This window comes from Alistipes montrealensis (genome assembly GCF_018362775.1).
GTDB lineage: Bacteria > Bacteroidota > Bacteroidia > Bacteroidales > Rikenellaceae > Alistipes > Alistipes montrealensis.
In genome coordinates, this window is the sequence record NZ_JAGYXY010000006.1 from 60,716 (window position 1) to 85,116 (window position 24,401).

24 protein-coding genes and 1 pseudogene are annotated in these 24,401 nt (G+C 58.3%); 9 read left to right on the forward strand and 16 right to left on the reverse strand.

The features are described 5' to 3' along the window. Position 1: 1 nt before the first annotated feature. The 3 genes from KG007_RS12050 to trkA all read right to left on the reverse strand — a co-directional run bounded on the left by KG007_RS12050 (position 2) and on the right by trkA (position 3,573). Positions 2–616: a deoxynucleoside kinase gene (locus KG007_RS12050; RefSeq protein ID WP_195461401.1), complete on the reverse strand. Its 615-nt coding sequence runs from the start codon at positions 614–616 to the stop codon at positions 2–4. Positions 617–633: 17 nt separating this feature from the next. Then, positions 634–2,118, reverse strand: coding sequence for a GH3 auxin-responsive promoter family protein (locus tag KG007_RS12055; protein WP_213349116.1), 1,485 nt, complete (start codon positions 2,116–2,118; stop codon positions 634–636). Positions 2,119–2,232: 114 nt separating this feature from the next. Next, positions 2,233–3,573 carry a Trk system potassium transporter TrkA gene (trkA, locus tag KG007_RS12060; RefSeq protein WP_195461403.1) on the reverse strand — a complete coding sequence of 447 codons (1,341 nt, stop codon included), beginning with the start codon at positions 3,571–3,573 and terminating at the stop codon, positions 2,233–2,235. A gap of 129 nt (positions 3,574–3,702) precedes the next feature. On the opposite strand from trkA, the gene KG007_RS12065 reads away from it, so the two are divergent. Then, positions 3,703–3,975 carry a hypothetical protein gene (locus KG007_RS12065; RefSeq protein ID WP_213349118.1) on the forward strand — a complete coding sequence of 91 codons (273 nt, stop codon included), beginning with the start codon at positions 3,703–3,705 and terminating at the stop codon, positions 3,973–3,975. A gap of 28 nt (positions 3,976–4,003) precedes the next feature. Here the strand turns inward: KG007_RS12065 and KG007_RS12070 are convergent, their stop codons facing one another. Genes KG007_RS12070 through KG007_RS12085 form a run of 4 tightly spaced genes read right to left on the reverse strand, consistent with a single transcriptional unit; the run spans position 4,004 to position 7,160 of the window. Continuing rightward, entirely contained in the window at positions 4,004–4,849 is an 846-nt protein-coding gene (locus tag KG007_RS12070) for a 3'(2'),5'-bisphosphate nucleotidase CysQ family protein (RefSeq protein WP_195461405.1), read from the reverse strand. A 57-nt stretch (positions 4,850–4,906) separates the two neighbouring features. After that, complete coding sequence (locus KG007_RS12075) at positions 4,907–5,854, reverse strand: hypothetical protein (RefSeq protein WP_249413338.1); 948 nt, start codon at positions 5,852–5,854, stop codon at positions 4,907–4,909. Then, positions 5,851–6,795 carry a hypothetical protein gene (locus KG007_RS12080; protein ID WP_213349121.1) on the reverse strand — a complete coding sequence of 315 codons (945 nt, stop codon included), beginning with the start codon at positions 6,793–6,795 and terminating at the stop codon, positions 5,851–5,853. Before KG007_RS12080 ends, KG007_RS12075 begins: the two co-directional genes overlap by 4 nt. Further along, complete coding sequence (locus KG007_RS12085) at positions 6,792–7,160, reverse strand: response regulator transcription factor (RefSeq protein WP_195461407.1); 369 nt, start codon at positions 7,158–7,160, stop codon at positions 6,792–6,794. The genes KG007_RS12080 and KG007_RS12085 overlap by 4 nt, the downstream gene beginning before the upstream one ends. Positions 7,161–7,313: 153 nt before the next feature. Here KG007_RS12085 and rplU point away from each other — a divergent pair, with 153 nt between their 5' ends. The 3 genes from rplU (at position 7,314) to KG007_RS12100 (ending at position 9,007) form a co-directional block, all read left to right on the forward strand. After that, entirely contained in the window at positions 7,314–7,625 is a 312-nt protein-coding gene (gene rplU / locus KG007_RS12090) for a 50S ribosomal protein L21 (RefSeq protein WP_195461408.1), read from the forward strand. Positions 7,626–7,645: 20 nt separating this feature from the next. Then, positions 7,646–7,906: a 50S ribosomal protein L27 gene (gene rpmA / locus KG007_RS12095; protein WP_195461409.1), complete on the forward strand. Its 261-nt coding sequence runs from the start codon at positions 7,646–7,648 to the stop codon at positions 7,904–7,906. 849 nt (positions 7,907–8,755) lie between these two features. Continuing rightward, positions 8,756–9,007 (forward strand): helix-turn-helix domain-containing protein, encoded by a 252-nt coding sequence (locus KG007_RS12100; RefSeq protein ID WP_195461410.1) that lies wholly within the window; start codon positions 8,756–8,758, stop codon positions 9,005–9,007. A 153-nt stretch (positions 9,008–9,160) separates the two neighbouring features. Here the strand turns inward: KG007_RS12100 and KG007_RS12105 are convergent, their stop codons facing one another. The 3 genes from KG007_RS12105 to nifJ all read right to left on the reverse strand — a co-directional run bounded on the left by KG007_RS12105 (position 9,161) and on the right by nifJ (position 14,103). Further along, positions 9,161–9,592: an META domain-containing protein gene (locus tag KG007_RS12105; RefSeq protein WP_249413339.1), complete on the reverse strand. Its 432-nt coding sequence runs from the start codon at positions 9,590–9,592 to the stop codon at positions 9,161–9,163. Between the two features lie 18 nt (positions 9,593–9,610). Continuing rightward, entirely contained in the window at positions 9,611–10,384 is a 774-nt protein-coding gene (locus KG007_RS12110) for a S1/P1 nuclease (protein WP_213349123.1), read from the reverse strand. Positions 10,385–10,569: 185 nt separating this feature from the next. Beyond that, on the reverse strand, positions 10,570–14,103 hold the full coding sequence (gene nifJ / locus KG007_RS12115; RefSeq protein WP_213349125.1) for a pyruvate:ferredoxin (flavodoxin) oxidoreductase: 3,534 nt from the start codon (positions 14,101–14,103) through the stop codon (positions 10,570–10,572). A gap of 922 nt (positions 14,104–15,025) precedes the next feature. On the opposite strand from nifJ, the gene KG007_RS12120 reads away from it, so the two are divergent. Genes KG007_RS12120 through KG007_RS12130 form a run of 3 tightly spaced genes read left to right on the forward strand, consistent with a single transcriptional unit; the run spans position 15,026 to position 17,963 of the window. Continuing rightward, entirely contained in the window at positions 15,026–16,264 is a 1,239-nt protein-coding gene (locus tag KG007_RS12120) for a M16 family metallopeptidase (RefSeq protein ID WP_195461415.1), read from the forward strand. After that, positions 16,261–17,529 (forward strand): M16 family metallopeptidase, encoded by a 1,269-nt coding sequence (locus KG007_RS12125; protein ID WP_213349128.1) that lies wholly within the window; start codon positions 16,261–16,263, stop codon positions 17,527–17,529. Before KG007_RS12120 ends, KG007_RS12125 begins: the two co-directional genes overlap by 4 nt. Then, positions 17,526–17,963 (forward strand): hypothetical protein, encoded by a 438-nt coding sequence (locus KG007_RS12130; protein WP_195461417.1) that lies wholly within the window; start codon positions 17,526–17,528, stop codon positions 17,961–17,963. The genes KG007_RS12125 and KG007_RS12130 overlap by 4 nt, the downstream gene beginning before the upstream one ends. A 6-nt stretch (positions 17,964–17,969) precedes the next feature. Here KG007_RS12130 and KG007_RS12135 read toward each other — a convergent pair. Continuing rightward, positions 17,970–18,404: pseudogene (locus KG007_RS12135) on the reverse strand (ribosomal RNA small subunit methyltransferase A); the annotation flags it as partial. 111 nt (positions 18,405–18,515) lie between these two features. Here KG007_RS12135 and KG007_RS12140 point away from each other — a divergent pair. Continuing rightward, positions 18,516–18,953: a hypothetical protein gene (locus KG007_RS12140; RefSeq protein WP_195461417.1), complete on the forward strand. Its 438-nt coding sequence runs from the start codon at positions 18,516–18,518 to the stop codon at positions 18,951–18,953. 6 nt (positions 18,954–18,959) lie between these two features. On the opposite strand, the gene rsmA is transcribed toward KG007_RS12140, so the two are convergent. Continuing rightward, positions 18,960–19,751 (reverse strand): 16S rRNA (adenine(1518)-N(6)/adenine(1519)-N(6))-dimethyltransferase RsmA, encoded by a 792-nt coding sequence (gene rsmA / locus KG007_RS12145; protein ID WP_213349130.1) that lies wholly within the window; start codon positions 19,749–19,751, stop codon positions 18,960–18,962. A 75-nt stretch (positions 19,752–19,826) separates the two neighbouring features. On the opposite strand from rsmA, the gene KG007_RS12150 reads away from it, so the two are divergent. After that, entirely contained in the window at positions 19,827–21,134 is a 1,308-nt protein-coding gene (locus KG007_RS12150; RefSeq protein WP_213349132.1) for a hypothetical protein, read from the forward strand. A gap of 200 nt (positions 21,135–21,334) precedes the next feature. Here KG007_RS12150 and KG007_RS12155 read toward each other — a convergent pair whose 3' ends face one another. The 4 genes from KG007_RS12155 to recQ form a co-directional block, all read right to left on the reverse strand. After that, positions 21,335–21,574 carry a hypothetical protein gene (locus KG007_RS12155; RefSeq protein WP_195461420.1) on the reverse strand — a complete coding sequence of 80 codons (240 nt, stop codon included), beginning with the start codon at positions 21,572–21,574 and terminating at the stop codon, positions 21,335–21,337. Between the two features lies 1 nt (position 21,575). Continuing rightward, a complete protein-coding gene (locus KG007_RS12160) occupies positions 21,576–21,773 on the reverse strand; it encodes a hypothetical protein (RefSeq protein ID WP_213349133.1) in 198 nt (65 codons plus the stop codon). A 3-nt stretch (positions 21,774–21,776) separates the two neighbouring features. Next, positions 21,777–21,995, reverse strand: a complete 219-nt coding sequence (locus KG007_RS12165; protein ID WP_195461422.1) for a hypothetical protein — start codon at positions 21,993–21,995, stop codon at positions 21,777–21,779. Between the two features lie 205 nt (positions 21,996–22,200). Next, the gene (recQ, locus tag KG007_RS12170) at positions 22,201–24,393 is read right to left on the reverse strand and encodes a DNA helicase RecQ (RefSeq protein WP_195461423.1); all 2,193 of its coding nucleotides are present in this window, start codon (positions 24,391–24,393) and stop codon (positions 22,201–22,203) included. Positions 24,394–24,401 lie beyond the last annotated feature (8 nt).

A 24,401-nucleotide genomic window follows, 5' to 3' on the forward strand; every position in this document is an offset into this window, starting at 1 on the left:
CCTATTTCTTCTCTTTGAGGGCGTCGAGACGCGCGCAGATGCGTTCCAGCACGACAGGGTCCGAGACGAAATCCTCGTGGTCCTTGTCGACGACGAGCACTTCACCCTCGTAGATATTCTCGATCCAGTTGTTGTATTTGTTGTTCAGCCGCTTGAGGTAAAGCTCATCGATGTTCATCTCGTACTCGCGGCCGCGTTTGCGGATTTGCGAAATGAGCGTCGGGACACTCGCCTTGAGGTAGATCAGCAGGTCGGGCTTGGGGATAAGCGTCGTGACCAACCGGAAAATCTTCATGTAGGTTTCGATGTCGCGTGTGGTCATCAGCCCCATTTCATGCAGGTTGTCGGCAAAAATATGGGCATCCTCATAGATCGTGCGGTCCTGGAAAATCACCCCCTCCTTGCAGGCCGAAAGCATGTCCATCGTCTGCTGGATACGGCTTCCGAGGAACGAAATCTGGAGGTTGAACGCCCAGCGGTTCATGTCTTCGTAGAAATCGCCGATGTAGGGGTTGTCACACTCCTCGAGGTAGCATTTGGCATTGTAGCGCTTCGTAAGAATCTGGGTCAGCGTCGTCTTTCCGCTTCCGATATTACCTGCAATGGCTATGTACATAGTGGTATAGGTATTTGTTATTTTTCCATTCCGACCGGCTCCGCGCGGAAAGCCAGTATTTCGTCGGCCACACGGCGGTCGTTGACCAGCCGCGGAACCTTGTTTTTACCACGCGCACGCATCCACGCGAGGAACCGTCCGCGCTCGACGATCGTCAGGCGCTGGCGTTCGAGCGTAGTCCGGCGTTTGGCGTCGTAATCCGAATTGACGGCCCGCAACTCCTCGTCGAGCGTTTCGGCGAAGCGTTCGAGGCTGTCGGGCTCGCGTTCGAATTCCACGATCCACTCGTGGGCGCCCCGTTCGCGGAGCGACATGTAACACGGAGCGACGGTGTACTCCCCGACCACGGCTCCCGTCTTGCGGCAGGCGGCCAGCAGCGCATGTTCGGCGTTGTCGACGATCAGTTCTTCGCCGAAAACATTGATATACTGACGCGTACGACCCGCAAAGCGAATGCGGTAGGGGTTTGTCGAAGTGAACTCCACCGTGTCGCCGATCTCGTAGCGCCACAAACCGTTGTTCGACGTGATCAGCACGGCATAGACCTTCCCGCACTCCACGCCTTCGAGCGGCACGATGTCCGATCCGCTGCGGAACTCGAAGAAGGTTCCGTAATCCAGCATCAGCAGCATGTCGCTGCGCGCCGGATCGTCGGCCATGGCGAAGAACCCCTCCGAAGCGTTGTAGGTCTCCATGTATTTCATCTTCTCCGAAGGGATCAGCGCTTCGAACGTCGCCCGGTAGGGAGCGAACTCCACGCCTCCGTGAGCGAACATCTCCAGCCCGGGCCACACCTCCAGCAGGTTTTGCTTGCCGGTATACTCCAGCACGCGGCGCATCAGCGCGAGATTCCACGACGGCACGCCCGCAAAGGCCGTGATCGGCTCGCCGACGCATTCGCGGCAGATGGCGGCGGTCTTCTCGTCGAAATCGGGAATGATCGCCGTCTCGACCTTCGGCGCGCGGAACCACCCGCTCCAGAAGGTCGTCTCACGGATCAGCAGCGCCGAAAGGTCGCCGACCAGGTTGCGCCCCTCGTTATGGCACGAGCCGCCCAGCGTCAGGGTTTTGCCTTCGAAAACCCGGGTCTTCGGATTGTTGCCCGAAAAGACCGTCGCCACGTCGCGCATGCCCAGCGTATGGTTCCACCACAGCGACTCCATCGTCACGGGGATGTATTTGCTCCGATCGGAGGTCGTGCCCGACGAGCGGGCGAACAGCGACACCCGTCCGGGGGCCGTGACGCTCCTCACACCCTCCATCATCCGTTCGATATAGGGTTTGAAGGTCTCGTAATCGAAGGTCTCGACCTGCGACTGGAACTGCTCGACCGAGCGGATATGCCGCAAATCGTAGCGATCGCCAAACTCCGTGAAGCGGCCCCGCCGCAGCAACTGCCGGAACATCCGCGCCTGCGTCTGGGCAGGATGGCGGCGAAAACGGTCGATAGCCCGCTCGCGCTGCGAGAACCAGGCTTTGAGGATTATGTTTCGGAAAGACATATTGCGTTGCAATTAAAAATGAAAAATTAAGAATTAAAAATTCTCAATACCCGGCAAAACAACTCATCACAAGCCTGTTATGTCCCTTAATTTCTAATTTTTCATTCTTCATTTTTAATTAAAATAATACCCTACTTTCCCCACCGAACCCGGCATGGCGAAGACCACCACGCGGTCGTAGGGATTTATCTCCATGTTGTCGACGGCGATGAAAACCTTGTCGCCGCGGACAATGCCGCCGATGATCGTATCTTCCGGCAACCCGAGGTCCTTGATCCGGGCCTTCGTAGCCGGAGAGTTGGGTTTCACGATGAACTCCAACACCTCGGCGTCGCTGCCCGTCAGGCATTTGATAGCCTGCACGTCGGTCGACATGGTGAAGCGGAAGATGTTCGACGCGGTCACCAGCTTCTTGTTGATAATCGTGTCGATGCCGATCGACTCGGCGAGATTTATGTAGTTGAGGTTCTCGACCTCGGCAATTACTTTCTTGACCCCCATGCGCTTGGCGAGCATCGCCGCCAGGATGTTGGTCTCGCTGCGGCCAGTCACGGCCACGAAGGCGTCCATGTTCGAAAGGCCCTCCTCCATCATCGCCTCGGTATTACGGCCGTCCTCGTTGATGATCAGCGTTTTGTCCAGCGTTTCGGCCAGCCGGTAAGCCTTTTCGGCGTTGTAGTCGATCAGCTTGATGTTTACTTCGTCCTGCAACTCTGTGGCGATGCGGATGCCGATGCGCGAACCGCCGAGGATCATCATGTTCTTGATCTCGATATTCGACTGACCCGAGAACTCCATCACCTCCTTGACGGCATCCTGGCGGGCTATGACGTAGATCACGTCGCCCTCCATGAAATGCTCGCCTTCGCGCGGGATGATCGTCTGGCCGCCGCGCGTGATGGCTACCGTACGGTAACTCAGCGGGGCCTGGTCGTCGTCGAAACCCGTGAGCACCTGCCCCACCAGCGGCGAGGCCGGTTCGAGGCGGAAGACCACGAGCGAAAGTTTGCCGCTCGAAAAATCGACGTATTCCGTGGTCGACGTGTGCCCCAGCAGGTTGATCACCTCGCGGGCCGCGACCTTCTCGGGGTAAAACAGGTAGTCGATGCCCATATCGATGAACATCTCCTTGTTGTTGGGTTCGAGGTATTCGTTGTTGTCGATGCGGGCGATGGATTTCCGGGCGCCGAGTTTTTTGGCCAGCATCGCCGCCACGACGTTGTCGTTCTCCTCGTGGTTGACGGCGATGAACAGGTCGCACTTGCGCACCGAGGCCTTGCGCAGCACGGCGAAGGTCGTCGAGTCGCCCTCGACGGTGATCACGTCGGCCAGGCTGCCCACCTCGGCCAGCAACTTCTGGTCGCTGTCGATGATGGTGATGTCGTGGCCGTTGCCGCTGAGCATCTTGGCCAGGTGGCTGCCCATCTCGCCGGCTCCCGCTATCACGATTTTCATAGTTGCGTCTGTTTAGTCTGCACAATGCGTCGCCCGGAACGGCCGGGCGAGATTTTTGCAATTTATCTTACAAATGTATACATTTGTCCCCGAAACCCCAAATTTCGGGTAGTAAAAAAACGGAATCTTATGCCAACGTGGTTAATCGTCCTGCTTTGTACCATCCTCGCCGTCGGGCTGTTCGTACTGGGCATGTCCCTTACGCTGATGATCAAGGGTCACAATATCGATTCGGAAATCTCGACCAACAAGAACATGCAGCGGCTGGGCATCAAATGCGCCGTGCATGAAACGCGCGAGGCGGACGGCGGAGCCGACTGCTCCGACGGCTCGCCGGCAGGCTGCTCGGGCAACTGCGGCGCCTGCGATATCGAGGAACAGGCGGCGCAAAAGCAGAAATAAAGAAGAGGAGCGTGGCTCCTCTCTTTTTTTACAACTTGCAGAACTTCGAACGGCAGGCGAACCACGGGTTGCGGAGGTCCTCCTCGTTGTAGAGCAGTTCCTTGCCGTCGGGCAGGGTGCGGGTGCTGCCGCCGGCCTCGGAAAGAATCAGTTCCCCGGCGGCCGTATCCCATTCGTAGGTGTGTGTCGTGCGGACGTAATAGTCGACGCGGCCTTCGGCCAGCAGGCAGAATTTGTAGGAACTGCCCTGCTCGACGATCTCCAGGTCGGGATGACGTTCGCGCAGGCGGGCGACGTGCTCGTGGGTCTCGGGCGTCTGGTGCGAACGCGAAAGGGCGACGCGCAGGTGGTCGTGATCGGCCTCCGTCGTGAGCGGCAGCGGCAGCCAGTCGCGGACGATCTCATCGTAGGTATATTCCGCGGCGGCATCCGGCGCAATGTGCTCTTTGAGGTACGAACCCGAATTGCGGCCCGCAATGTACATCTTTTCGAAATAGGGAACATAAATAACCGCCCCCATGCAGACGTTATTCTCCATCAGGGCGATGTTGACCGTAAATTCGTTGTTGCCTTTGATAAATTCGACCGTTCCGTCCAACGGGTCGACCAGCCAGTAAAGCTCCCAGTTGCGGCGCTCGTCGTAACCCATTTCCCGACCCTCTTCGCTCAGGATCGGGATGCGTGTGGGCCCGAGGTATTCGCGGATGGTCCTGTGAGCGATGCGGTCTGCCAGCGTGATCGGGCTCTTATCGTCTTTGATGCTTATGTAATAATCGTCGAAGTTCTTGTAAACGCGCATGATCGAGGCTCCGGCTCTGATCGCCGCGTTGAACAGCGGCGGCAGCAGATACATTCTCACCTTGTCGTTAATCATCGTAACTCGTATTTTGGGATCGGTAATTTTTATTGCCATGGTAAAGATAACAAGAATTTATGATATCGGAAAATTTTTAGTACCGTAATAATGTTTGAAAAGGCGGCGCCATGCCACGAGCCGACCCGAGGCCGAAGGGGCTGTCTCGTCCGCAAGCCGCGCGGCGTACTCCCCGCCCGCCCAGACCAGCGCGAGGGTGGCGAACACGGCAGAAGCCCACCACCACCCCGCTGCGGAAACGGCGATGAACGCCGTCGTGAGCAGCGCAGCCAGCAGTCCGCGCAGCCGCCCCGACAGCCGCCGCCGGGAGAAAGGGACGGTCAGCAACGGCTCCCACAAGGTCCTCCGCCGGTTGCGCGGAACGACTCGCAGCGGGTGCATCCCGAAACCGCCTGCCGCAACTACCGCCTCGCGGCTCAGCAGCGCGGCCGGTTCGCCCAGGTGCGACTGCACGAGACCGAGTGTTCCGGGCGGGCCTTCGCCCAGCTCCGCGACGAGCCGTTCGATGGTCCCGGGCAGCAGGAACTGCCCCGCGGAGACGGGCAGCAGGTAGTCGTAGGTAGCCACCGCAGCGGCAGCGTCGAAGTCGCCCGCCGCCGAGCCGCGAACCCGGTCGACGAGCACCAGCCGCCGGAAATGCCGCTTGCGCGACCGGCCCAGCGACCGCACTCCCTCGACCTCCAGTTCGCCGGAGTGGGTCCACTCGACGCGGATCATGCGGTAGCGGCCGACCAGCGCGGCAAATTCCGCGACATGGTGGCGTCCGTCGAGCACCACGATCACTTCGTAACGCGCATATTCGGGGGAGAGGAGGTTTTCGATCTGCGCCGGGTCCGATACGCCGCTGCACAGGACCGAAATGCCGATACCGTCGGGAGCGTCGCTGGAGGCCGCGCGCACGGCATTGAGCAGCAGCCGTTTGTCCCGGGCACGGGTTATCAGCAGCAGCAGTGCGCCTACGCACACCGCCACCGAAACGAGCACCAGGAGAAGAACCAGCTTCATGCCAGGCAGCGTTTATAGGATTGGACGAGCGATTCGTAATAGGGACGTTCGCGCGCGCTGAAAAGCCGCCGGAGAGGGCCCGGGGAGTAGCCCTCGGCGACGATATAGCGCAGCAGGGCCTTGCGCTCGGCGGGGGACATGGACGACAGCCGTCCGGAGACGGCCCGCCGCGTCAGCGGACGGCGCAGGGCGCAGAGCGTGTAGAGCGCCTCGCGCCCCAGCTCCGGGCTTTCGTCCCCGGCCACGATGCGCAGCAGGAGCCGTTCGGCCTCCTCGATGCCGAACTGGCGCACGATGTTCAGCCCCACGATCCGCAGGTTGCGGCTCGGCGACCCGACGAGGGGTTCGTAGGCGATGGGCAGCATCCCGCGGCGCAGGACGGCCATGATCTCCCCCACTTCGCACGCCGAGAAGGGTTCGGAATATTCGGTCATCAGCCGCAGGGCTGTCGAAGGGTCGGCCGCAAGGCGCACCATCAGCGACTGGAAACGCACATAGCGGTTGCGGCTCGCAGCGTAGCGGGCAGCGCAGGCCGCCCCCGCGTCGGTGACAGGCAGGCGCGCGAGCAGCAACAGGTTATGCGCCCGGCGGTAGGCCCCAGAGCGTCGGATGCGGCGGAACAGCCACTCTTCCAGCTCATAGCGCTCGACGATGCGCCGCAGGGGCGCGGCGTCGAGCCCGTAGGTGACATCCACCAGCCCGGCAATGGCTTCGATAAGCAGCCTCCGGGCGCCGATACGGCCGATCATCGGGAAGCGCGGCACGGGGCCGTCGCCCGCAAGCAGATACGACATCACGATACGCAGGTATTTGGCACGCAGCACGGCGTCGCGGCTGCGCTGCCGCCGGGCGCGGAGTTCCGCTGCACCCAGCAGCAGCAACAGCGCAACCGTTCCGGCAGCCGCAAACGCCGTATAGAGCATCAATAGCAATTCGGTCATAACTGTCGGTTCAAAGCATTGGCGATCTTCGTCCGCAGCCGCTGCAGGCTCACGGGGAAGGTCATGTACTGGTCGACGCCGCACTCCAAAAGGCTCAGCACCGTCTGTTCGGCCTGCTGCCACGCCACGACGTAGACCAGCGGCCGCCTGAGGCAGTCGGGACGCAGCGTACGCACTACGTCGCACCCCGAAAAAAAGACCGAAGTCCCCACGACGATCACCAAATCGAACAGCATGCGCCGCGCCATGCGCTGCATGTCGGGTACACCCGATGCACAGCGCACCTCGGCCTGCATGTCGGCGAGCGACAGTCGGATCACGTCGCGCAGGAACTCCTCGTCGGAAACAATCAATATTCGGTGCATGGCGTCACACCGGCTTGGCCGGCCGCCTTTGCCACGCCAAAAACCGCGCCATAGCGGCGGACGGGCAAAAAAAATTGCCGGGTGTGTTGTTTATAAGATAAATATGCGTATATTTGCACACTCAATTTATGTTCAAATACATAATCGACTTAAATGTACGTTATAGTAGAGATTGCAGGTCAGCAATTTAAAGCTGAAAAAGGTCGGAAACTTTATGTTCACCGTCTTCAGGGCGAAGAAAATTCGTCCGTAAGTTTCGACAAAGTCCTGCTCACAGACAACGACGGTCAGGTTAAAGTTGGTGCACCTGTAGTGAAAGGCGCCACAGTGAAGTGCAAGATCCTGAAGCATCTGAAAGATGACAAGGTTTTGGTGTTCAAAAAGAAGCGTCGCACGGGCTACCAGAAGTGCAACGGCCATCGCCAGTACCTTACGCAGATTCTCATCGAGGAAATCGTTGCATAACCTTTAAAAACTGAAGTAACATGGCACACAAGAAAGGTGTAGGTAGTTCGAAGAACGGCCGCGAGTCGGAAAGCAAGCGACTCGGCATCAAACTGTTCGGCGGTCAGTTCGCAAAGGCGGGCAACATCATCGTTCGCCAGCGCGGAACGGTGCACAACGCCGGTGAAAATGTAGGCATGGGTAAAGACCATACGCTCTTCGCCCTCGTCGACGGAACGGTAGAGTTCTGCAAGAAAGGCGCAGGAAAATCTTATGTAAGCGTTTCCCCGCTGAGCGAGTAAACCCAACAAACGAAAACGATAAAAAGCGGTTTCCTCCGGGAAGCCGCTTTTTTCGTGCGCCGCAGTCTCAATAAAAATCGGGGACGGAACCATCCGCCTGGTGAAACTCGAGTATGTAAGTAGCGACGTATTCGGCCGTCGGCCCGCCCCCGAAAAAGAAGGAGCAGCGGATGGATCCTGTCGGAGAACTCTCCAGTGACGCCTCTGTACACCCGTCGTCCGCAAACGAACGGCAAAACAGGAATCCTGCAGGAAGAATGTTGCCTGTGACGCCTAAATCACAGCCGCCGCCCCAAAACCAATGCGGGGCGGCACGGGGATTATTCCCGAAGGAAAATCCCGACAGTGACGCAACGTCTGACGCCGCCCCGGAATACGACTGCGCGGCTTTGCATGGAAGACAAAACAAAAAAGCGCGAGTCTGACCTCCTCAATGCTGGCCTTAGGGAGCCATGAACCAGAAAGTCGTCCCGCGCCCGTGACTGCCCCAACCCAAAGGTCGGGGCATACACAGGACTGACAACAATCATACCTGATTCAAACAACCTCCGAAGAGGCTCCCTAAGTTTGCAGAGAGGTATAAAGAGTTGTTTACCCTTGAATTATTTGTGCAAAGATAGCTAAAAATTCCGTCCCGCCAAGGCTTAGGACCGAACAGAATACGATCAAAACCTTTTCAGAGCATGCACAAGGCCGATTGACCGCAGCCTAACGGAAAAAGGGCTGCGGTTCGGCAAACGACGTTTTACGCAACGGAAAGAGCGGAAAACGTCGTTTTTAGCGGGGTTTTGGCAAATAAGAGTCCCGGCAAGGCGCTCGAAAATGGCGATTTTAATGTAACTTTGCAGTATGCAACGAAAGAACGAACGCTATAACGAGCCGGTGATCCGCGATGTGGTTAACGGACTGCGCGAACTGCGCCACACCCGCAAGCTGTCCCAGAAACAGGTTTTCACCGACACCGACATCAACATCGGCCGGATCGAATCCGGGCACGGAAATATCTCGATCTCGACGCTCGCCGACCTGTGCGCCTACTACGGGATTACGCTCCGGGAGTTTTTCGAACGGTTCGATGCGAAGACCGCTTCCGGAAAATAGATTCCGCCGCACGAAAGGGGCAGCACATGCGAAACAGAAACGCCAACGCTGCGCCAGACACGGTAACGCAATGCAACGCAACAACATAGCGGCAAAAAGATAAAACCCCGCCTTCGGAATCCGAGAGCGGGGTTTTATTGCGGCAAAGCCGGATTACTTCTTGGCCGGAGCGTTCTCCACGGCGCGGAATTCGGCGACGACCTTCTTATCGTCGTATAATTTCAGGGCCGAGCCATCGATCTCGAAGCGGTCCACTTCGTCGAGCATCTTCACGAAGGCATCCTCGTACTCCATTTCAGGGCAGGCCATGCGGGTCATGCCCATGTTCTCGAACTCCAGTTTCTGGCCCTCGAGTTCGTACTTACCGAAGAAGCGGTTGCAGTTGGTGCGGCCCGACACGAGCGTATCGGCGGCATTGAACTGCAAAGTGAAGAAATCGGCCTCGGCGTCGATGGCCTTTGCGGGAATCGTCTCCATCTTGGCGAGTTTCCACGTCGTGCCCTCCAGCGGAAGAGCCTTCTTCTGCGAACCGCCGCAGGCGGTCATGGCTAAAAGCAGCGTAGCGGCTGCAAAAATCTTTTTCATAATTTCAAAATACGTTTATTAACCGAATAATTCATTCAAAATACGCGCCAGACGGTAACCGGCTTTCAAGACCTGCTGTTCGGCAAGAGGCTGCACGGTCATCAGGTAAGCGCTCGTCTGCGCCTTGTCGAGCCGGTCACCGGGCTTGACCCAGTCGTAGATCACACGGCAGTTGCGGGCATTCTCCCCGGCCCATTCGCGGGGCGTACCGGCGGCCAGGGCACGGCGTTCGGATTTCGAACAGCGGTCGAGCTGGTAACGGTAGTCCTCGTAACCCCAACGGTGGTTAAGCTCCAGGGCCTCGGTATCCCAGAAGCCGTGAAAAGCACATTTACGGCCGTTAAGCTCGAACCCGAAGCTGCTGTACCAAGGATATTTGACGTGCGTCGGGCAGTGCATGTCCCCCACCAGGTGCACCAGGCAGTAGATCGCCACGCGGACCGTCGAATCGTCCCGGCTGCGATAGTCGCGGAGTTTCTCTATCGCATCCTCGATCCCCAGCACGGCATCGCCTTCAGCCATTCGGGGCACATAACGGCACTCGGCATCGGCATCGAATCCGTGCCATTTCGAGGTGGCGCGGTAAGGCTTCGTAGCGCGCACGGCGTCCATCCACGAAGCGTAGTAGACAATCGAACGGCCATCGAGGTACTTCCCGATGTTCTTCTTCGCCCGGGGCGTCAGGTTGCACTCGGCAATGTAAGCAATGGCGTCGTGCCCGGTCTTGCCCCAGCCGAAGGCCGTACCGCAGGCGCCGAAAAGCACGGCGAGCAAGAGGAGTGTTTTCTTCATCTCAGGTCGGTTTTTGTCTGACAAAAATAGGCAATATAATCGGGTTGCGCAACAGCCGCAAACAGAAAAAAACCGAAACACAGCTTTTTAAACCGATTCGGACGCTTCCCGGTGCGGGCAATACAGCGTCAACAAAAAAAGGCCGCAATCCGGAGGGGATGCGGCCTTTACTCTCGAATAAACTTTTAGTACTCCATCTGCGCAAGGCGCTTGTAACCGTTGAAACGCCACTTGGCATTCTCCTCGGCGGCGGCGAACAGTTCGTTAGCCTCGCCCGGGAAGGCCTTCTGGAGCGACGTATAGCGCACCTCCTTCAAGAGGAACTCGCGGAACTTCGACCAGTCGGGCTCCTTCGAGTCGAGCACGAACGGATTCTTGCCCTGCTCCTCGAGCATCGGGTTGTAGTGCCACAAGTGCCAGTAACCACAGGCTACGGCCTCCTTGCCGACGGTCTGCGTGCGGGTCATGCCGCCCTTGATACCGTGGTTGATACACGGAGCGTAGGCGATCACCAGCGAAGGTCCGGGATAGGCCTCGGCCTCCTTGAGCACGTTGAACAACTGCTGCTGCGAAGCGCCGATCGAAACCTGGGCCACATAGACATAACCGTAGGTCATGGCCATGGCGCCGAGGTCCTTCTTGCGGATACGCTTACCGCTCGATGCGAATTTGGCGACAGCGCCCACGGGAGTCGATTTCGACGACTGGCCGCCGGTGTTCGAGTAAACCTCGGTATCTACGACCAGAATGTTCACGTCGTGGCCCGTAGCCAGCACGTGGTCCACACCGCCGTAGCCGATGTCGTAACCCCAGCCGTCGCCGCCGATGATCCACTGCGACTTCTTCACGAGCCAGTCTTTCAGTTCAAGGATCTCTTTGCAGTAGTCGCAGCCGCAAGCCTCCATCATCGGGATCAGGCGGGCCGAAACCTCGGCCGATTTAGCCGACGAACCGCGGTTTTCGATCCACTCCTTCATCACGGCTTTCAGCTCGTCGGAGCATTTGGTGCAATTCGCGATAGCGGCTTCCATCGTATCCTGGATGCGGTCGCGGAGCTTCTCTACGCCGATGTGCATACCCAGGCCGAATTCGGCGTTATCCTCGAAGAGCGAGTTGGCCCATGCGGGACCCTGGCCGGCATCGTTGGTGCAGTAAGGCGTCGAGGGAGCCGAACCCGAGTAAATCGAAGTACAACCCGTCGCGTTGGCAACCATCATCTTATCGCCGAAGAGCTGCGAAATAGCTTTGATATACGGAGTCTCGCCGCAACCTGCGCAGGCGCCCGAGAACTCGAACAGCGGCTGGGCGAACTGCAGGTTCTTGACCGACTTGGTCTTGTCGACAACCTGCTTGTAACCGATATGCTTGGTGATGTAATCCCAGTTCTTCTGCTGGGGCATCTGCTCTTCGAGCGGACGCATCACGAGGGCCTTCTCCTTGGCGGGGCAGACATCGACGCAGTTCGAGCAGCCCGTACAGTCGAGCGGCGAAATCTGGATGCGGAACTTGTACTCCTTCGTCTCGCCCAGGCCCTGCTTCCATTCCACACCCGAAGCGGCGGCCTCCTCCTCCGTAGCGAGGAACGGGCGGATCACAGCGTGGGGGCAGACATAGGCGCACTGGTTGCACTGGATACAGTTTTCGATCTTCCACTCGGGAACGTTTACGGCAATACCGCGCTTCTCGTAAGCGGCCGTGCCGTTGTCCCACGTACCGTCCTCACGACCGTTGAAGGCCGAAACGGGCAGCAGGTCGCCCTTCAGGGCGTTGATCGGATCGACGATCTTCTTCACGAAGTCAGGACGCGCGGCGTCGGCGGTGTGCGCCTCCTCCTTCACGGTGATATTCGCCCACTCGGCCGGAACCTCGACCTTCACGACGGCGTCGCCGCCGGCGTCCACAGCCGCGTAGTTCATGTTGACGATATCCTCGCCCTTCTTGCCGTAGGATTTCAGGATGGCCTTCTTCATCTCCTCGACAGCCTTGTCGAAGGGAATGACGTTGGCGATCTTGAAGAATGCCGACTGCATGATGGTGTTCGTACGCGAACCCAGGCCCAGCTCGGCGGCGATCTTCGTGGCGTTGATGATATAGAAGTTAATCTTATTCTTGGCAAGGTAGACCTTCATGTGGTCGGGCAGCGTCGCGCAGGTCGTCTCGGCGTCGTGCACCGAGTTCAAGAGGAACGAACCGCCCTTCTTGAGACCCTTGAGCACGTCGTACTTGTCGACGTACGAAGGCACGTGGCACGCCACGAAGTCGGGGGTGGTCACCAGGTAAGGCGAAGTGATGGGCAGGTCGCCGAAACGCAGGTGCGACGAGGTGTAACCGCCCGACTTCTTCGAGTCGTAGGAGAAATAGGCCTGGCAGTACTTGTTGGTCGTGCCGCCGATGATCTTGATCGAGTTTTTGTTGGCTCCCACCGTACCGTCGGCCCCGAGGCCGAAGAAGAGGCCCTCGAACGTGCCGGGCTTGGCGAGCGAAATCTCCTCGCCGACGGGCAGCGAACGGAACGTCACGTCGTCCACGATACCCACCGTGAACTGATTCTTCGGCTCGTTCATCTTCAGGTTCTCGAACACGGCCAGCATCTGCGCCGGGGTGGTGTCCTTCGACGAAAGACCGTAGCGGCCGCCGATGACGAGCGGCTTCTTGTCGCACGGGCAGGTTGCGAACGCTTCGACAACGTCCAGGTAGAGCGGATCGCCGTTGGCTCCCGGCTCCTTGGTGCGGTCGAGCACGCAGATACGCTTCACGCTCTCGGGAAGCACAGCCATGAGGTATTTCACCGAGAAAGGACGGTAGAGGTGCACGGTAACGACGCCCACCTTCTCGCCCTGCGCGATCAGGTAGTCGACCGTCTCCTTGATGGTCTCGGTCACCGAGCCCATCGCTACGACCACGTTTTCGGCATCCTTCGCACCGTAGTATACGAACGGCTTGTAGTCGCGGCCCGTAATCTTCGAAATCTCCTTCATGGTGTCGGCCACCATGTCGGGAATCGCGTCGTAGAACTTATTGGAAGCCTCGCGCGTCTGGAAATAGATGTCGGGGTTCTGGGCCGTACCGCGGGTCACGGGGTGTTCGGGGTTGAGCGCACGGGCGCGGAACTCCTTCAGCGCATCGCGGTCGAGCAGCGCCGTCAAAGCGGCTTCGTCGACCAGTTCGATCTTCTGGATTTCGTGCGAGGTGCGGAAACCGTCGAAGAAGTGCAGGAACGGCACGCGGGCCTTCAGCGACACGAGGTGCGCAACGCCGGCGAGGTCCATGACCTCCTGGACCGACGAGGTGGCGAGCATCGCAAAACCCGTCTGGCGGGCAGCCATCACGTCCTGGTGGTCGCCGAAGATCGACAGCGACTGTGCAGCCAGCGCACGCGCCGAAACGTGGAATACGCCCGGGAGCAGCTCGCCGGCGATCTTGTACATATTGGGGATCATCAGCAGCAGACCCTGCGAAGCGGTGAACGTCGAGGTGAGGGCGCCGCTCTGCAGCGATCCGTGCACGGCGCCTGCGGCTCCGGCCTCCGACTGCATTTCAACGACTTTAACGGTTTCACCGAAGATATTTTTACGGCCCTGGGCGGCCCACTCGTCCACGAGCTCGGCCATCGTCGACGACGGCGTGATGGGATAGATGGCTGCGACTTCCGAGAACATATAAGCCACATGGGCCGCAGCGTAGTTACCATCACAAGTGATAAATTTCTTTTCTGCCATTTTAGTTGAAATTTTAGATGATATTTGTGTGTATTTCCGATATTTCAGGCATAGCCCGGACAAACGGGCGATGCAAATATAGCAATTTCGGCCGAGAAACGATGTCTATTTTCTTTCAAAAAAGTGTAAATTTTTACCTTTTCAAATGTTAATAAAATAACAATCGCCCTGTTATTCAACTAACAACGAACTTGCGGGAAATCACCGAGTTGCCGAACTGGCTAACCAATAGCGGATTACCCGCAAGTCACACCCCGAGAGCAAGGAAAGCCCGGCGTAAACCGGCCGCAATCCGTGAGACGGCCCCGCAAAACCCTCGCCGAAAAAAGAGGCGGCATTTTCACGGCCCATCCTCCGCGATATTCGAAAAAAAACGGTTACCCGGCCAATCCGAAACCGCCGATGCCGCCGCAATGCTGCATATAACCGTCCCGGCGGCAGGATAATGCCCCAAAAATTAAGGTTTATGTATAGGACTTTCGGACACATCGGCGGCAAAACCGGATTTTTTACTAACTTTGCCGTCAGAAACACGTTTATATTCGTTCTTTAAATATCGTTATAGAAACGGTTATATTGGGGCTCCTAAAATCTGGTAAATTTTTTGTAAACCCACAATTGGATCGTACCCGAAGGGTGCGCGCTGATGTGAGGGGTTTACGGGCTTTACCAGAGCCATAGGAGCCATGATCTCGGCAGCACTCTTCTCGTTTCTGCCGTATATACCGAATCATGCAGCGGCGGGAACGATGGATTCTCTATCCCAAACTTCTTCATAGTCACCGAATCCATTTTCCGAACAATGAGGCGTCACTTGTATCTCCCGCCGCTGCTTTTTTCACACGTCGTTCCAGCCGCCGGACAGGAAACAAATTCAATGCGGCACGCCATTCGCAGCGGAAAATAGTTTACCTTTGCACACATGATTTCCTACCAGAAGAAAATACTCCCGAACGGACTGACCGTTGTGGTCAACCGTGACCGGGCCTCGAAACTCGCCGCCGTAAATATCCTTTACAAGGTAGGCGCGCGCAATGAAAATCCCGCACGCACGGGATTCGCCCACCTGTTCGAACACCTGATGTTCCGCGGAACGCACGCGGTGGAAAACTTCGACCTCCCGGTGCAGATGGCCTCGGGCGACAACAACGCTTTCACGAACAACGACTACACGGATTTCTACATCACGCTGCCGAAGGACAACCTCGAAACGGCCCTCTGGCTCGAAAGCGACCGCATGGAGGGGCTCGACATCACCCCCGCGAAACTCGAAGCCGAGAAAAAGGTGGTTATCGAAGAGTTCCGCCAGCGCTACCTCAACCAGCCCTACGGCGACCAGACGATGCTGCTCAGGGCGCTCTCCTACAAGGTCCACCCCTACCGCTGGGCGGCCATCGGCCTGACGACCGACCACATAGCCGGAGCGACGCTCGACGACGTGAAGGCCTTCTACCGCGCCCACTACCACCCCTCGAACGCCATCCTGTCGATCTCGGCGGACATGGAAGAGGAGCGGATGCTGGAACTGGCCGAAAAGTGGTTCGCACCGATCGCCGGACGTTCCGTCGCAACGGCGCCGATTCCCCAAGAACCCGTGCAGACCGAAGCCCGCCGCGAGGAGGTGGAGCGCGACGTGCCGGCCTCGACCATTACCGTAGCCTATCACATGTGCGCACGCACGCAGCCCGATTTCTACACGGCCGACCTGGTTTCGGACCTGCTGTCGGGCGGCGATTCGGGGCGGCTGTATATGCATCTTGTCAAAGAACGCAACCTGCTGTCGAGCGTCAACGCCTACATTTCGGGCGATGTCGACCCGGGGCTGTTCGTCTTCACGGGCCAATTGCTGCCGGGAGTGACGGCCGAAACAGCCGAAGCGGCTTTCCGCGAAGAGATCGAAGCCCTGCAAAACACGGCAGCGACCGAATACGAAATCGAAAAGGTCAAGAACAAGTTCGAGGCCAACACGCTTTTCGGCGAGCTGAACGTGATGAACAAGGCGATGAACCTCGGGTTTTACGAAATGCTGGGCGACCTCGAACTGATCAACCGCGAGGTGGACCGCTACCGCGCCGTCACCGAGGACGACATCCGCTCGTTCAGCCGCCGCATCTTCCGTCCCGAAAACAGTTCCACACTTATTTACAACGCAAAGAAATGACACCACCCCGCATAACACCCTCGGAGGTCGAAGTCGCGCAGGCCGTCCGCACGGCGCTGCCCAACGGCATCGGCCTCTACACGCTCGCCTCGGACGATTTCGAGGTGCTTCGCATTTCGTTCGTCTTCCGTGCCGGGTCGGCCGTACAGCAGACGCCCTTTTCGGCGACGGCCGCCGCCAACCTGCTGTCGGAAGGCACACGCGACATGACGGCGCAGCAGGTCGCCGAGCAACTCGACTACTACGGGTCTTGGTACGACGTAAACGTCGACCGCGACTACGCCTACATCAACTTCGCCACGCTCTCGAAGTTCTTCGACCAGACGCTTGCCGTGGCGGAGCAAATCCTGCTCTGCCCCACGTTCCCCGAAGAGGAATTGCGGACCTACGCCGCCAAACGCAGGCAGCGGCTGGCGGTCGAGCGGGCGAAGATCGACGTAAAAGCCCGCGAAGCCTTTGCCCGGGCGCTGTTCGGGCCGCGGCATCCCTACGGCATTTCGTCGGACGAACGCGAATACGACAGCCTCACACGCGACGCCGTAGCCGATTTCTACCGGCGGTTCTACACCGCCGAAAACTGCTTCGTCGTGTGCAGCGGACGCATCGGGCCCCACGAACTGGAGGCCGTGGCGCAGCTCGCCGGACGTATCCCCCACGGTGAGGCCGAAACGGCAATCGCCTTCCCGCCGCCCGAGACCACGCACACGGCGTTCGTCGAATACCCGGGAGCCGTACAATCGTCGCTGCGCATCGGCCGCCTGCTGTTCCCGCGCACACATCCCGATTTTTTGGGCATGCAGGTCGTAGCGACGGCCCTGGGCGGCTATTTCGGTTCCCGCCTGATGCAGAACCTCCGCGAAGAGCACGGTTACACCTACGGCGTAGTCTCCGCAATGGTGAATTTCGAACGCGAAGGTTACTTCGCGACAGCGGCGCAGGTCGGAGCGGACGTTACACAGGAGGCCCTGCAGGAAATCTACAAAGAGATCGAACGCCTGCGCACGGAGCCCATGCCCGAAGCGGAGCTGGAGTTGGTGAAAAACATGATGACGGGTGAAATGATGCGTATCCTCGACGGTCCGTTCGGCATCGCCGACGTGACGATCGAGAACATCCTCTGCGACCGCGACAACGCAGTGATCGGCGAGAACATCCGCCGCATCCGGCAGATGACGCCCGCAGACGTACAGCGATTGACCCGGCAGTACCTGGCGAAGGAGGACTTGGTGACGGTCGTCGCCGGAGCGGAAAAGCCCCGGTTATGAAAATATACCGGAAACCCCTCTTCAGAAGTTGGGAATCCTGGTTCTACGTCGGGACGCTCGCAATGTGTCTGCTGCTGTGGGACACGTTGCAGGCCCGGGGATTTTTCATCCTCGGAGGTTTCTATACCGGAATATACCTACTCTACCTCGCAACTCGCAACTGCATCGTGCTTTCCAACCGCAAGATTTCGATCTTCAATCCGTTCACGCGACGCACGTTCGATTACCCCTATGGCAGCCTGCGGCGGGTGGAGTTCATCCGAGACCTGCGGGGTAACCCGCGCATCCGTCTGACGTGCGACAGCGGAAAGATCCGGTGGCACTATCTGGAAGGAATTCGCAGCGGTGATTACAGCGACATCATCGCCCGACTGGAAAAGTCGGGCATCGCCGTGGAAACACGGAAAATGGAACCGTATCTAAACCGGGAATAGCGGCCGTTACCGACGGTTTACGGAAACCCAATTCGTCAGTTCAACGAACTCGGCAACGCCCAACTGCTCGGCGCGCCGGGTGAAGAAGGGATGGTCGGCCCCGCCGAAGTCGCCGAAGACCGAGCGCAGCGAGTTGCGGATCATCTTGCGCCGCTGGCCGAAGGAGGCCTTCACGACCTTGATGAAAAGCGTCTCGTCGCAACCGAGGTGTTCCGTTGCATTGCGGCGCAGGCGGATGACGGCGCTCTTGACTTTCGGGGGCGGATTGAAGACCGTCTCGTTGACCGTAAAAAGATATTCGATGTCGTACCACGCCTGCAGGAGCACCGACAGGATGCCGTACTCCTTCGACCCGGGAGGTTCGGCCAGCCGCACGGCGACCTCCTTCTGGATCATACCCACGCACTCGGGCACGAGGTCGCGGTTNGTGATCGGCGAGAACATCCGCCGCATCCGGCAGATGACGCCCGCAGACGTACAGCGATTGACCCGGCAGTACCTGGCGAAGGAGGACTTGGTGACGGTCGTCGCCGGAGCGGAAAAGCCCCGGTTATGAAAATATACCGGAAACCCCTCTTCAGAAGTTGGGAATCCTGGTTCTACGTCGGGACGCTCGCAATGTGTCTGCTGCTGTGGGACACGTTGCAGGCCCGGGGATTTTTCATCCTCGGAGGTTTCTATACCGGAATATACCTACTCTACCTCGCAACTCGCAACTGCATCGTGCTTTCCAACCGCAAGATTTCGATCTTCAATCCGTTCACGCGACGCACGTTCGATTACCCCTATGGCAGCCTGCGGCGGGTGGAGTTCATCCGAGACCTGCGGGGTAACCCGCGCATCCGTCTGACGTGCGACAGCGGAAAGATCCGGTGGCACTATCTGGAAGGAATTCGCAGCGGTGATTACAGCGACATCATCGCCCGACTGGAAAAGTCGGGCATCGCCGTGGAAACACGGAAAATGGAACCGTATCTAAACCGGGAATAGCGGCCGTTACCGACGGTTTACGGAAACCCAATTCGTCAGTTCAACGAACTCGGCAACGCCCAACTGCTCGGCGCGCCGGGTGAAGAAGGGATGGTCGGCCCCGCCGAAGTCGCCGAAGACCGAGCGCAGCGAGTTGCGGATCATCTTGCGCCGCTGGCCGAAGGAGGCCTTCACGACCTTGATGAAAAGCGTCTCGTCGCAACCGAGGTGTTCCGTTGCATTGCGGCGCAGGCGGATGACGGCGCTCTTGACTTTCGGGGGCGGATTGAAGACCGTCTCGTTGACCGTAAAAAGATATTCGATGTCGTACCACGCCTGCAGGAGCACCGACAGGATGCCGTACTCCTTCGACCCGGGAGGTTCGGCCAGCCGCACGGCGACCTCCTTCTGGATCATACCCACGCACTCGGGCACGAGGTCGCGGTTTTCGAGCACCTTGAAAAAAATCTGGGACGAGATGTTATAGGGGAAATTGCCGATGATCTTCAGACCTTCGGGGAAACGTTCGCGCAGGTTCATCCGCAGGAAATCGCCCTCGATCAGCCGCGGTGCAAATTCCGGGTAATGCTCGTGCAGGTATTCGACGCTCTCCGAGTCGATTTCCGCACCGTAAGTCACGACATCGTCGCGGCGCAGCAGGAACTGCGTCAATACGCCCATGCCGCACCCCACTTCGAGCACCGCCGACGGCCCACCGGCCGCATCCCCGCCCGAAAGCGAGTCGCAAATCTTGCGTGCAATATTCAGATCGACCAGGAAATGCTGTCCCAGTGCTTTTTTGGCCCTTACTTCACCCATAGTTTTCCATTCTCGGCTGTAAAGGTACGAAATATTCGATTTATTGCTACCTTTGTCGTTATACTCACTGAAAAAATGAAACGTATTTCCTGCCTCCTGCTGGGTCTGGGCTGCTTTGCAAGCGCCTCTGCACAGTTCAAAATCGAATCCATAACCCCGCAAAAAGCCGATCCGGCAAAGGTCGAACCGATCGTCTACGATTCGCTGGCCAATATCCGCGTGAACGGCCCGGAGGAATACTACCGGGGACTCGTCGGGCAGCGTCTGCTGTTCTATCCCCGCGACATCCACGCCGGTCTGCGGCCGGTCGCCTACTTCAACTTCCTCGCGGAAACGCCCGCCGTCGTGCGCGTCGACACCACATGGCTGCGCAAGCCCCGCAGGAAGGTCCGGCCCGAGGATTTCCGGATCGACACCCTTTACAGCGACGCTTACCGTCCCCGGTTCTACAAAGACGAACCGGCGGCCGCCTGCGGATGCACGACAATGGAGTCGTACGTTCTCGGTCGGGATCTCTGCGCGACGGCTCCCGAAACAGGCTGGTTCACTCCGGCCGAAGCCATCGAAGGGAAAACATTCGAGATAACCGGCGTCGGGATCCATGCGATCTCGGAGCAGAACCTGCGGTTTTTCCGGCTCCGCTCCGAAGAGGGCGAAACACTCTATTGGTATGCACATGCGGGAAACGACAAAACGAACCTGCGGGACGAATTTTACCCGGTCGCCGTCGAAGGGCTGGTCGAGAAGTACCGTGCGGCGTACATCGGCAAGGAGTTCTTCCTCACGAAGCGCAAACCCGAAGCTCCGGGATATGTTTCCGGATACTTCGGATTGCAGGCCAAGACTATGCAGGGCGAAGAAAACCGGCTGAATTTCGGCACGGAACTGAAGTGCCTCGACATCCGGCTGATCGGCGACGGAAAGGGTTACGCCGTACCGTCGTTCGTTTTCGAAAAGAAAGAGGACAGCGTACGGATTTACATGCCGCTCTGTCGCTTTCCGGCGCCTTTCGGCGTCGAAGGATACACCCTCGGCAGCGACCGCGCTTTCATGGAAGAGCTGATCTTCACCCCGTCCGAAGAGGTATACGCCCAGCGCGCCGAGGAGGCCCGCAAGCGTGAAGAGGCCCGTTTGCAACAGGAAAAAGAGCAGAAGGAGCGTAAGGCTGCGCTCTACCGGAAATACGGCAAGGCCACCGCCGATTTGATCCTGGAGGGCAAAGTCCGGATCGGCATGACCCGGGCCATGTGCCGTGAGGCATGGGGTTCGCCCGAGGACATCAACACCATGTCGGGAAGCTGGGGCGTACACGAACAATGGGTCTACGGGCTGAGCAGCTACCTCTACTTCGAGAACGGAATACTCTCTTCCATCCAGAACTGACAAACGAATCCGCCGGATGAACAATCATCCGGCGGATTTTTCAGACAAACGCCCCATACAACGCAGCGATTATCAGACAAAGAGTTTACCCGGAAGCGTCCCGGCAATTCCAAGCACAGGGCCGGCGGATTTATCCCGGTGCGGATTTCGCACCCGGAACCGGCGCCCCGATCGGCAGATCCCCTGCCTCACGAACGCGGTCAGCGCTTCGAACGGCGCTGGCGCTTCTTGTCGAGGCGCTGCTGTTCGCGCTGTGCACGGGCGGCACGGCGCTGCGTCAGGCGGAACGTATAGAGCAATCCGACGAACCCGATGCCGAGCAGCGAGACCCAAAACCACACGGCGATGCCGCGTTCCATGAATTCGATGGCATAGATGATGCCCGCAATAGCCAGCACCATCAGTACGAGGCGCACGAGCTGCATAAGATTGGTTTTCATATCAATCCTTATTTTGGGTAGGTTTCCTTTTCCGGTGCTGCAACGCTCCTACGGTCATCGTGGCGGATGCCAGGGCCAGAATCACGGGAACATACCAGATATCTCCCCCGTCGGCAACGGCGACCCGCCATGCCGAAACCAGGGTCCCAATGAAAAATACAACAGCCATGACGGCCATAAAGCGATCAATTACACGCATCAGCTAAGGAATTTTGTGCTTGTTCACCTCATCGAGGTGCTTGCATTTCTTTTTATTAAATTCGTTGTAAACCATTCCGATTCCGACCGCAACAAACAACAGGGCTACGACCATATCGAACACATTATTCTGGCGGGTCAGGGCCCAGTAGATGTTGATTCCGAACCACACGAGCGTCACAACCAGAAAGATCACGGCTAAAGTAAAAGTCTTCTTGTTCATAGGCGTTGTAATTTTAGGTTATACAAAATTGTCTTAACGTCTCTATGCCCACTTAATCAGCGCGGCCCGGGCCGCTTGTTCATCCGCTCCGGAAGGAAAGAGGAACAGATGCGGTGCATCGTGAAGTCCGGTGCAAACGGGATTACAAATATTCCCCGTTCGGAACGGGCAAGGGACGTGCCCGAGTACCTTGCAAAGCCGGAAATCAGTTGCCTTGTTCGCACATGAATTTGATACGCACCAGACGTATCTCCTCCTCGGTATATTCGGCCCCCAGCTCCTCGATGGCCGCATCGAGCGAATCGCTCTCGGCGTCCTCCTTGAAGTAGAGGTAAATGTCCTCGATCTTGTCCTCGTCCATAAACTCCCTCAGGTAGTACGAAATATCGAGCTTCGTGCCGGAGTTGACGATACCTTCGATTTCGGTCAGCAGTTCGTCGAAATCGAGGTCCTTGGCGCGGGCGATGTCCTCGAAATCCATCTTGCGGTCGATCGACTGGATGATGAAAATCTTGTTGCCCGACTTGCTGGCCACGCCCTTGACGATCATGTCCTGCGGACGGATGATCTCCTTCTCCTCGACGTACGCCTTGATCAGGCGGATAAACTCCTCGCCGAACTTGCGCGCCTTGCCCACGCCCACGCCCGTAATGTTCTGCATCTCCTCGACGGTGATCGGGTACTGCACGGCCATGTCTTCGAGCGACGGATCCTGGAAAATGACGAACGGCGGCAGCCCGTGCTGCTTGGCGACCTTCTTGCGCAGGTCTTTCAGCATCGAGAACAACTCCTCGTCGGCAGCGCCGCCCTTGCCCATCGGAGCGACCGATTCGGACTCTTTCTCTTCCTCGTCGTAGTTGTGATCGAGGGTCACGGTCACGGGGAACGGCATGGCGATGTAGCCTTCGCCCTTCCTGTTGACCGAGATAAGCCCGTAGTTCTCGATATTCTTGTCGACAAGGCCCAGGATCAGCGCCTGGCGCAGCACGGCTCCCCAGAAGCGGGCGTCGTGCTCGGCCCCCGCACCGAACCATTTCGACTTATTGTGTCCGTAGCTCTTGATCAGGGCCGTGGTCTTGCCCACGAGGACATTGACCAGGTAGTCGGCCTTGAACTTGTCGCCGATGTCGCGCAGGGCCTCGAGCGCCATCTTGAGCGACGCCCGGGCGTCGACCTTCGGCTTGGGGTTGCGGCAGTTGTCGCAGTTGCCGCAGTTGTCCTCGGTATACTCTTCGCCGAAGTAGTGCAGCAGCGTCCTGCGGCGGCACATCGAACTCTCGGCATAGGAGACCGTTTCGAGCAACAGCAGCTTGCCGATCTCCTGTTCGGCGATGGGCTTGCCCTGCATGAACTTTTCGAGCTTCTGGATGTCCTTATAACTATAAAAGGTCAGGCAGTAGCCTTCGCCGCCGTCACGGCCGGCGCGGCCCGTCTCCTGGTAATAGCCTTCGAGCGACTTGGGAATGTCATAGTGGATGACATAGCGCACGTCGGGTTTGTCGATGCCCATGCCGAAGGCGATCGTCGCCACGATGACCTCGACGCGCTCCATCAGAAAGTCGTCCTGATTGGCGGCGCGCGTCGACGCGTCCATACCGGCATGGTAGGCCAGCGCCCGGATGCCGTTGGCCACGAGCAGTTCGGTGAGTTCCTCGACCTTCTTGCGGCTCAGGCAGTAGATGATGCCGCTCTTGCCCTCGTTCTGCTTGATGAAACGGATGATGTCGTGGTCGACATTGTGCTTGGGCCGTATTTCGTAGTAGAGGTTCGGGCGGTTGAACGACGACTTGAAGACCGAGGCGTCGGACATGCCCAGATTCTTCTGGATGTCGAGCTGCACCTTGGGCGTGGCCGTCGCCGTGAGGGCGATCAGCGGCGCCGAGCCGATTTCGTTGATGATCGGCCGGATGCGGCGGTACTCCGGACGGAAGTCGTGGCCCCACTCCGAGATGCAGTGCGCCTCGTCGATGGCGTAGAACGAAACCTTGATTTTGCGCAGGAACGCCACGTTGTCCTCTTTGGTAAGCGACTCGGGGGCGAAATAGAGCAGTTTGGTCTTGCCGTCGAGTACGTCCTGGCGGACCTGCGCCACGGCAGTCTTATTGAGCGACGAATTGAGAAAATGCGCAATTCCCGACTCGGCCGAGAAAGTGCGCATGGCATCGACCTGGTTCTTCATCAGGGCGATCAGCGGCGATATGATGATCGCGACACCGTCCATCAGCATGGCCGGTAACTGGTAGCACAACGACTTGCCGCCGCCCGTGGGCATCAGCACGAAGGTATCCTTGCCTTCCAGCACATTGCGGATCACCGCTTCCTGGTTCCCCTTGAACGACGAAAAGCCGAAGTACTCCTTCAGCTTATCATGCAGCAGGGAAGAATCAAATTGTTTCATTTCGCCGT

Coding starts and splice junctions, on each gene's coding strand:
- KG007_RS12050 (WP_195461401.1), bottom strand. CDS start 616: ATGTACATAGCCATTGCAGGTAATATCGGAAGCGGAAAGACGACGCTG.
- KG007_RS12055 (WP_213349116.1), bottom strand. CDS start 2,118: ATGTCTTTCCGAAACATAATCCTCAAAGCCTGGTTCTCGCAGCGCGAG.
- trkA (WP_195461403.1), bottom strand. CDS start 3,573: ATGAAAATCGTGATAGCGGGAGCCGGCGAGATGGGCAGCCACCTGGCC.
- KG007_RS12065 (WP_213349118.1), top strand. CDS start 3,703: ATGCCAACGTGGTTAATCGTCCTGCTTTGTACCATCCTCGCCGTCGGG.
- KG007_RS12070 (WP_195461405.1), bottom strand. CDS start 4,849: ATGATTAACGACAAGGTGAGAATGTATCTGCTGCCGCCGCTGTTCAAC.
- KG007_RS12075 (WP_249413338.1), bottom strand. CDS start 5,854: ATGAAGCTGGTTCTTCTCCTGGTGCTCGTTTCGGTGGCGGTGTGCGTA.
- KG007_RS12080 (WP_213349121.1), bottom strand. CDS start 6,795: ATGACCGAATTGCTATTGATGCTCTATACGGCGTTTGCGGCTGCCGGA.
- KG007_RS12085 (WP_195461407.1), bottom strand. CDS start 7,160: ATGCACCGAATATTGATTGTTTCCGACGAGGAGTTCCTGCGCGACGTG.
- rplU (WP_195461408.1), top strand. CDS start 7,314: ATGTACGTTATAGTAGAGATTGCAGGTCAGCAATTTAAAGCTGAAAAA.
- rpmA (WP_195461409.1), top strand. CDS start 7,646: ATGGCACACAAGAAAGGTGTAGGTAGTTCGAAGAACGGCCGCGAGTCG.
- KG007_RS12100 (WP_195461410.1), top strand. CDS start 8,756: ATGCAACGAAAGAACGAACGCTATAACGAGCCGGTGATCCGCGATGTG.
- KG007_RS12105 (WP_249413339.1), bottom strand. CDS start 9,592: ATGAAAAAGATTTTTGCAGCCGCTACGCTGCTTTTAGCCATGACCGCC.
- KG007_RS12110 (WP_213349123.1), bottom strand. CDS start 10,384: ATGAAGAAAACACTCCTCTTGCTCGCCGTGCTTTTCGGCGCCTGCGGT.
- nifJ (WP_213349125.1), bottom strand. CDS start 14,103: ATGGCAGAAAAGAAATTTATCACTTGTGATGGTAACTACGCTGCGGCC.
- KG007_RS12120 (WP_195461415.1), top strand. CDS start 15,026: ATGATTTCCTACCAGAAGAAAATACTCCCGAACGGACTGACCGTTGTG.
- KG007_RS12125 (WP_213349128.1), top strand. CDS start 16,261: ATGACACCACCCCGCATAACACCCTCGGAGGTCGAAGTCGCGCAGGCC.
- KG007_RS12130 (WP_195461417.1), top strand. CDS start 17,526: ATGAAAATATACCGGAAACCCCTCTTCAGAAGTTGGGAATCCTGGTTC.
- KG007_RS12140 (WP_195461417.1), top strand. CDS start 18,516: ATGAAAATATACCGGAAACCCCTCTTCAGAAGTTGGGAATCCTGGTTC.
- rsmA (WP_213349130.1), bottom strand. CDS start 19,751: ATGGGTGAAGTAAGGGCCAAAAAAGCACTGGGACAGCATTTCCTGGTC.
- KG007_RS12150 (WP_213349132.1), top strand. CDS start 19,827: ATGAAACGTATTTCCTGCCTCCTGCTGGGTCTGGGCTGCTTTGCAAGC.
- KG007_RS12155 (WP_195461420.1), bottom strand. CDS start 21,574: ATGAAAACCAATCTTATGCAGCTCGTGCGCCTCGTACTGATGGTGCTG.
- KG007_RS12160 (WP_213349133.1), bottom strand. CDS start 21,773: ATGCGTGTAATTGATCGCTTTATGGCCGTCATGGCTGTTGTATTTTTC.
- KG007_RS12165 (WP_195461422.1), bottom strand. CDS start 21,995: ATGAACAAGAAGACTTTTACTTTAGCCGTGATCTTTCTGGTTGTGACG.
- recQ (WP_195461423.1), bottom strand. CDS start 24,393: ATGAAACAATTTGATTCTTCCCTGCTGCATGATAAGCTGAAGGAGTAC.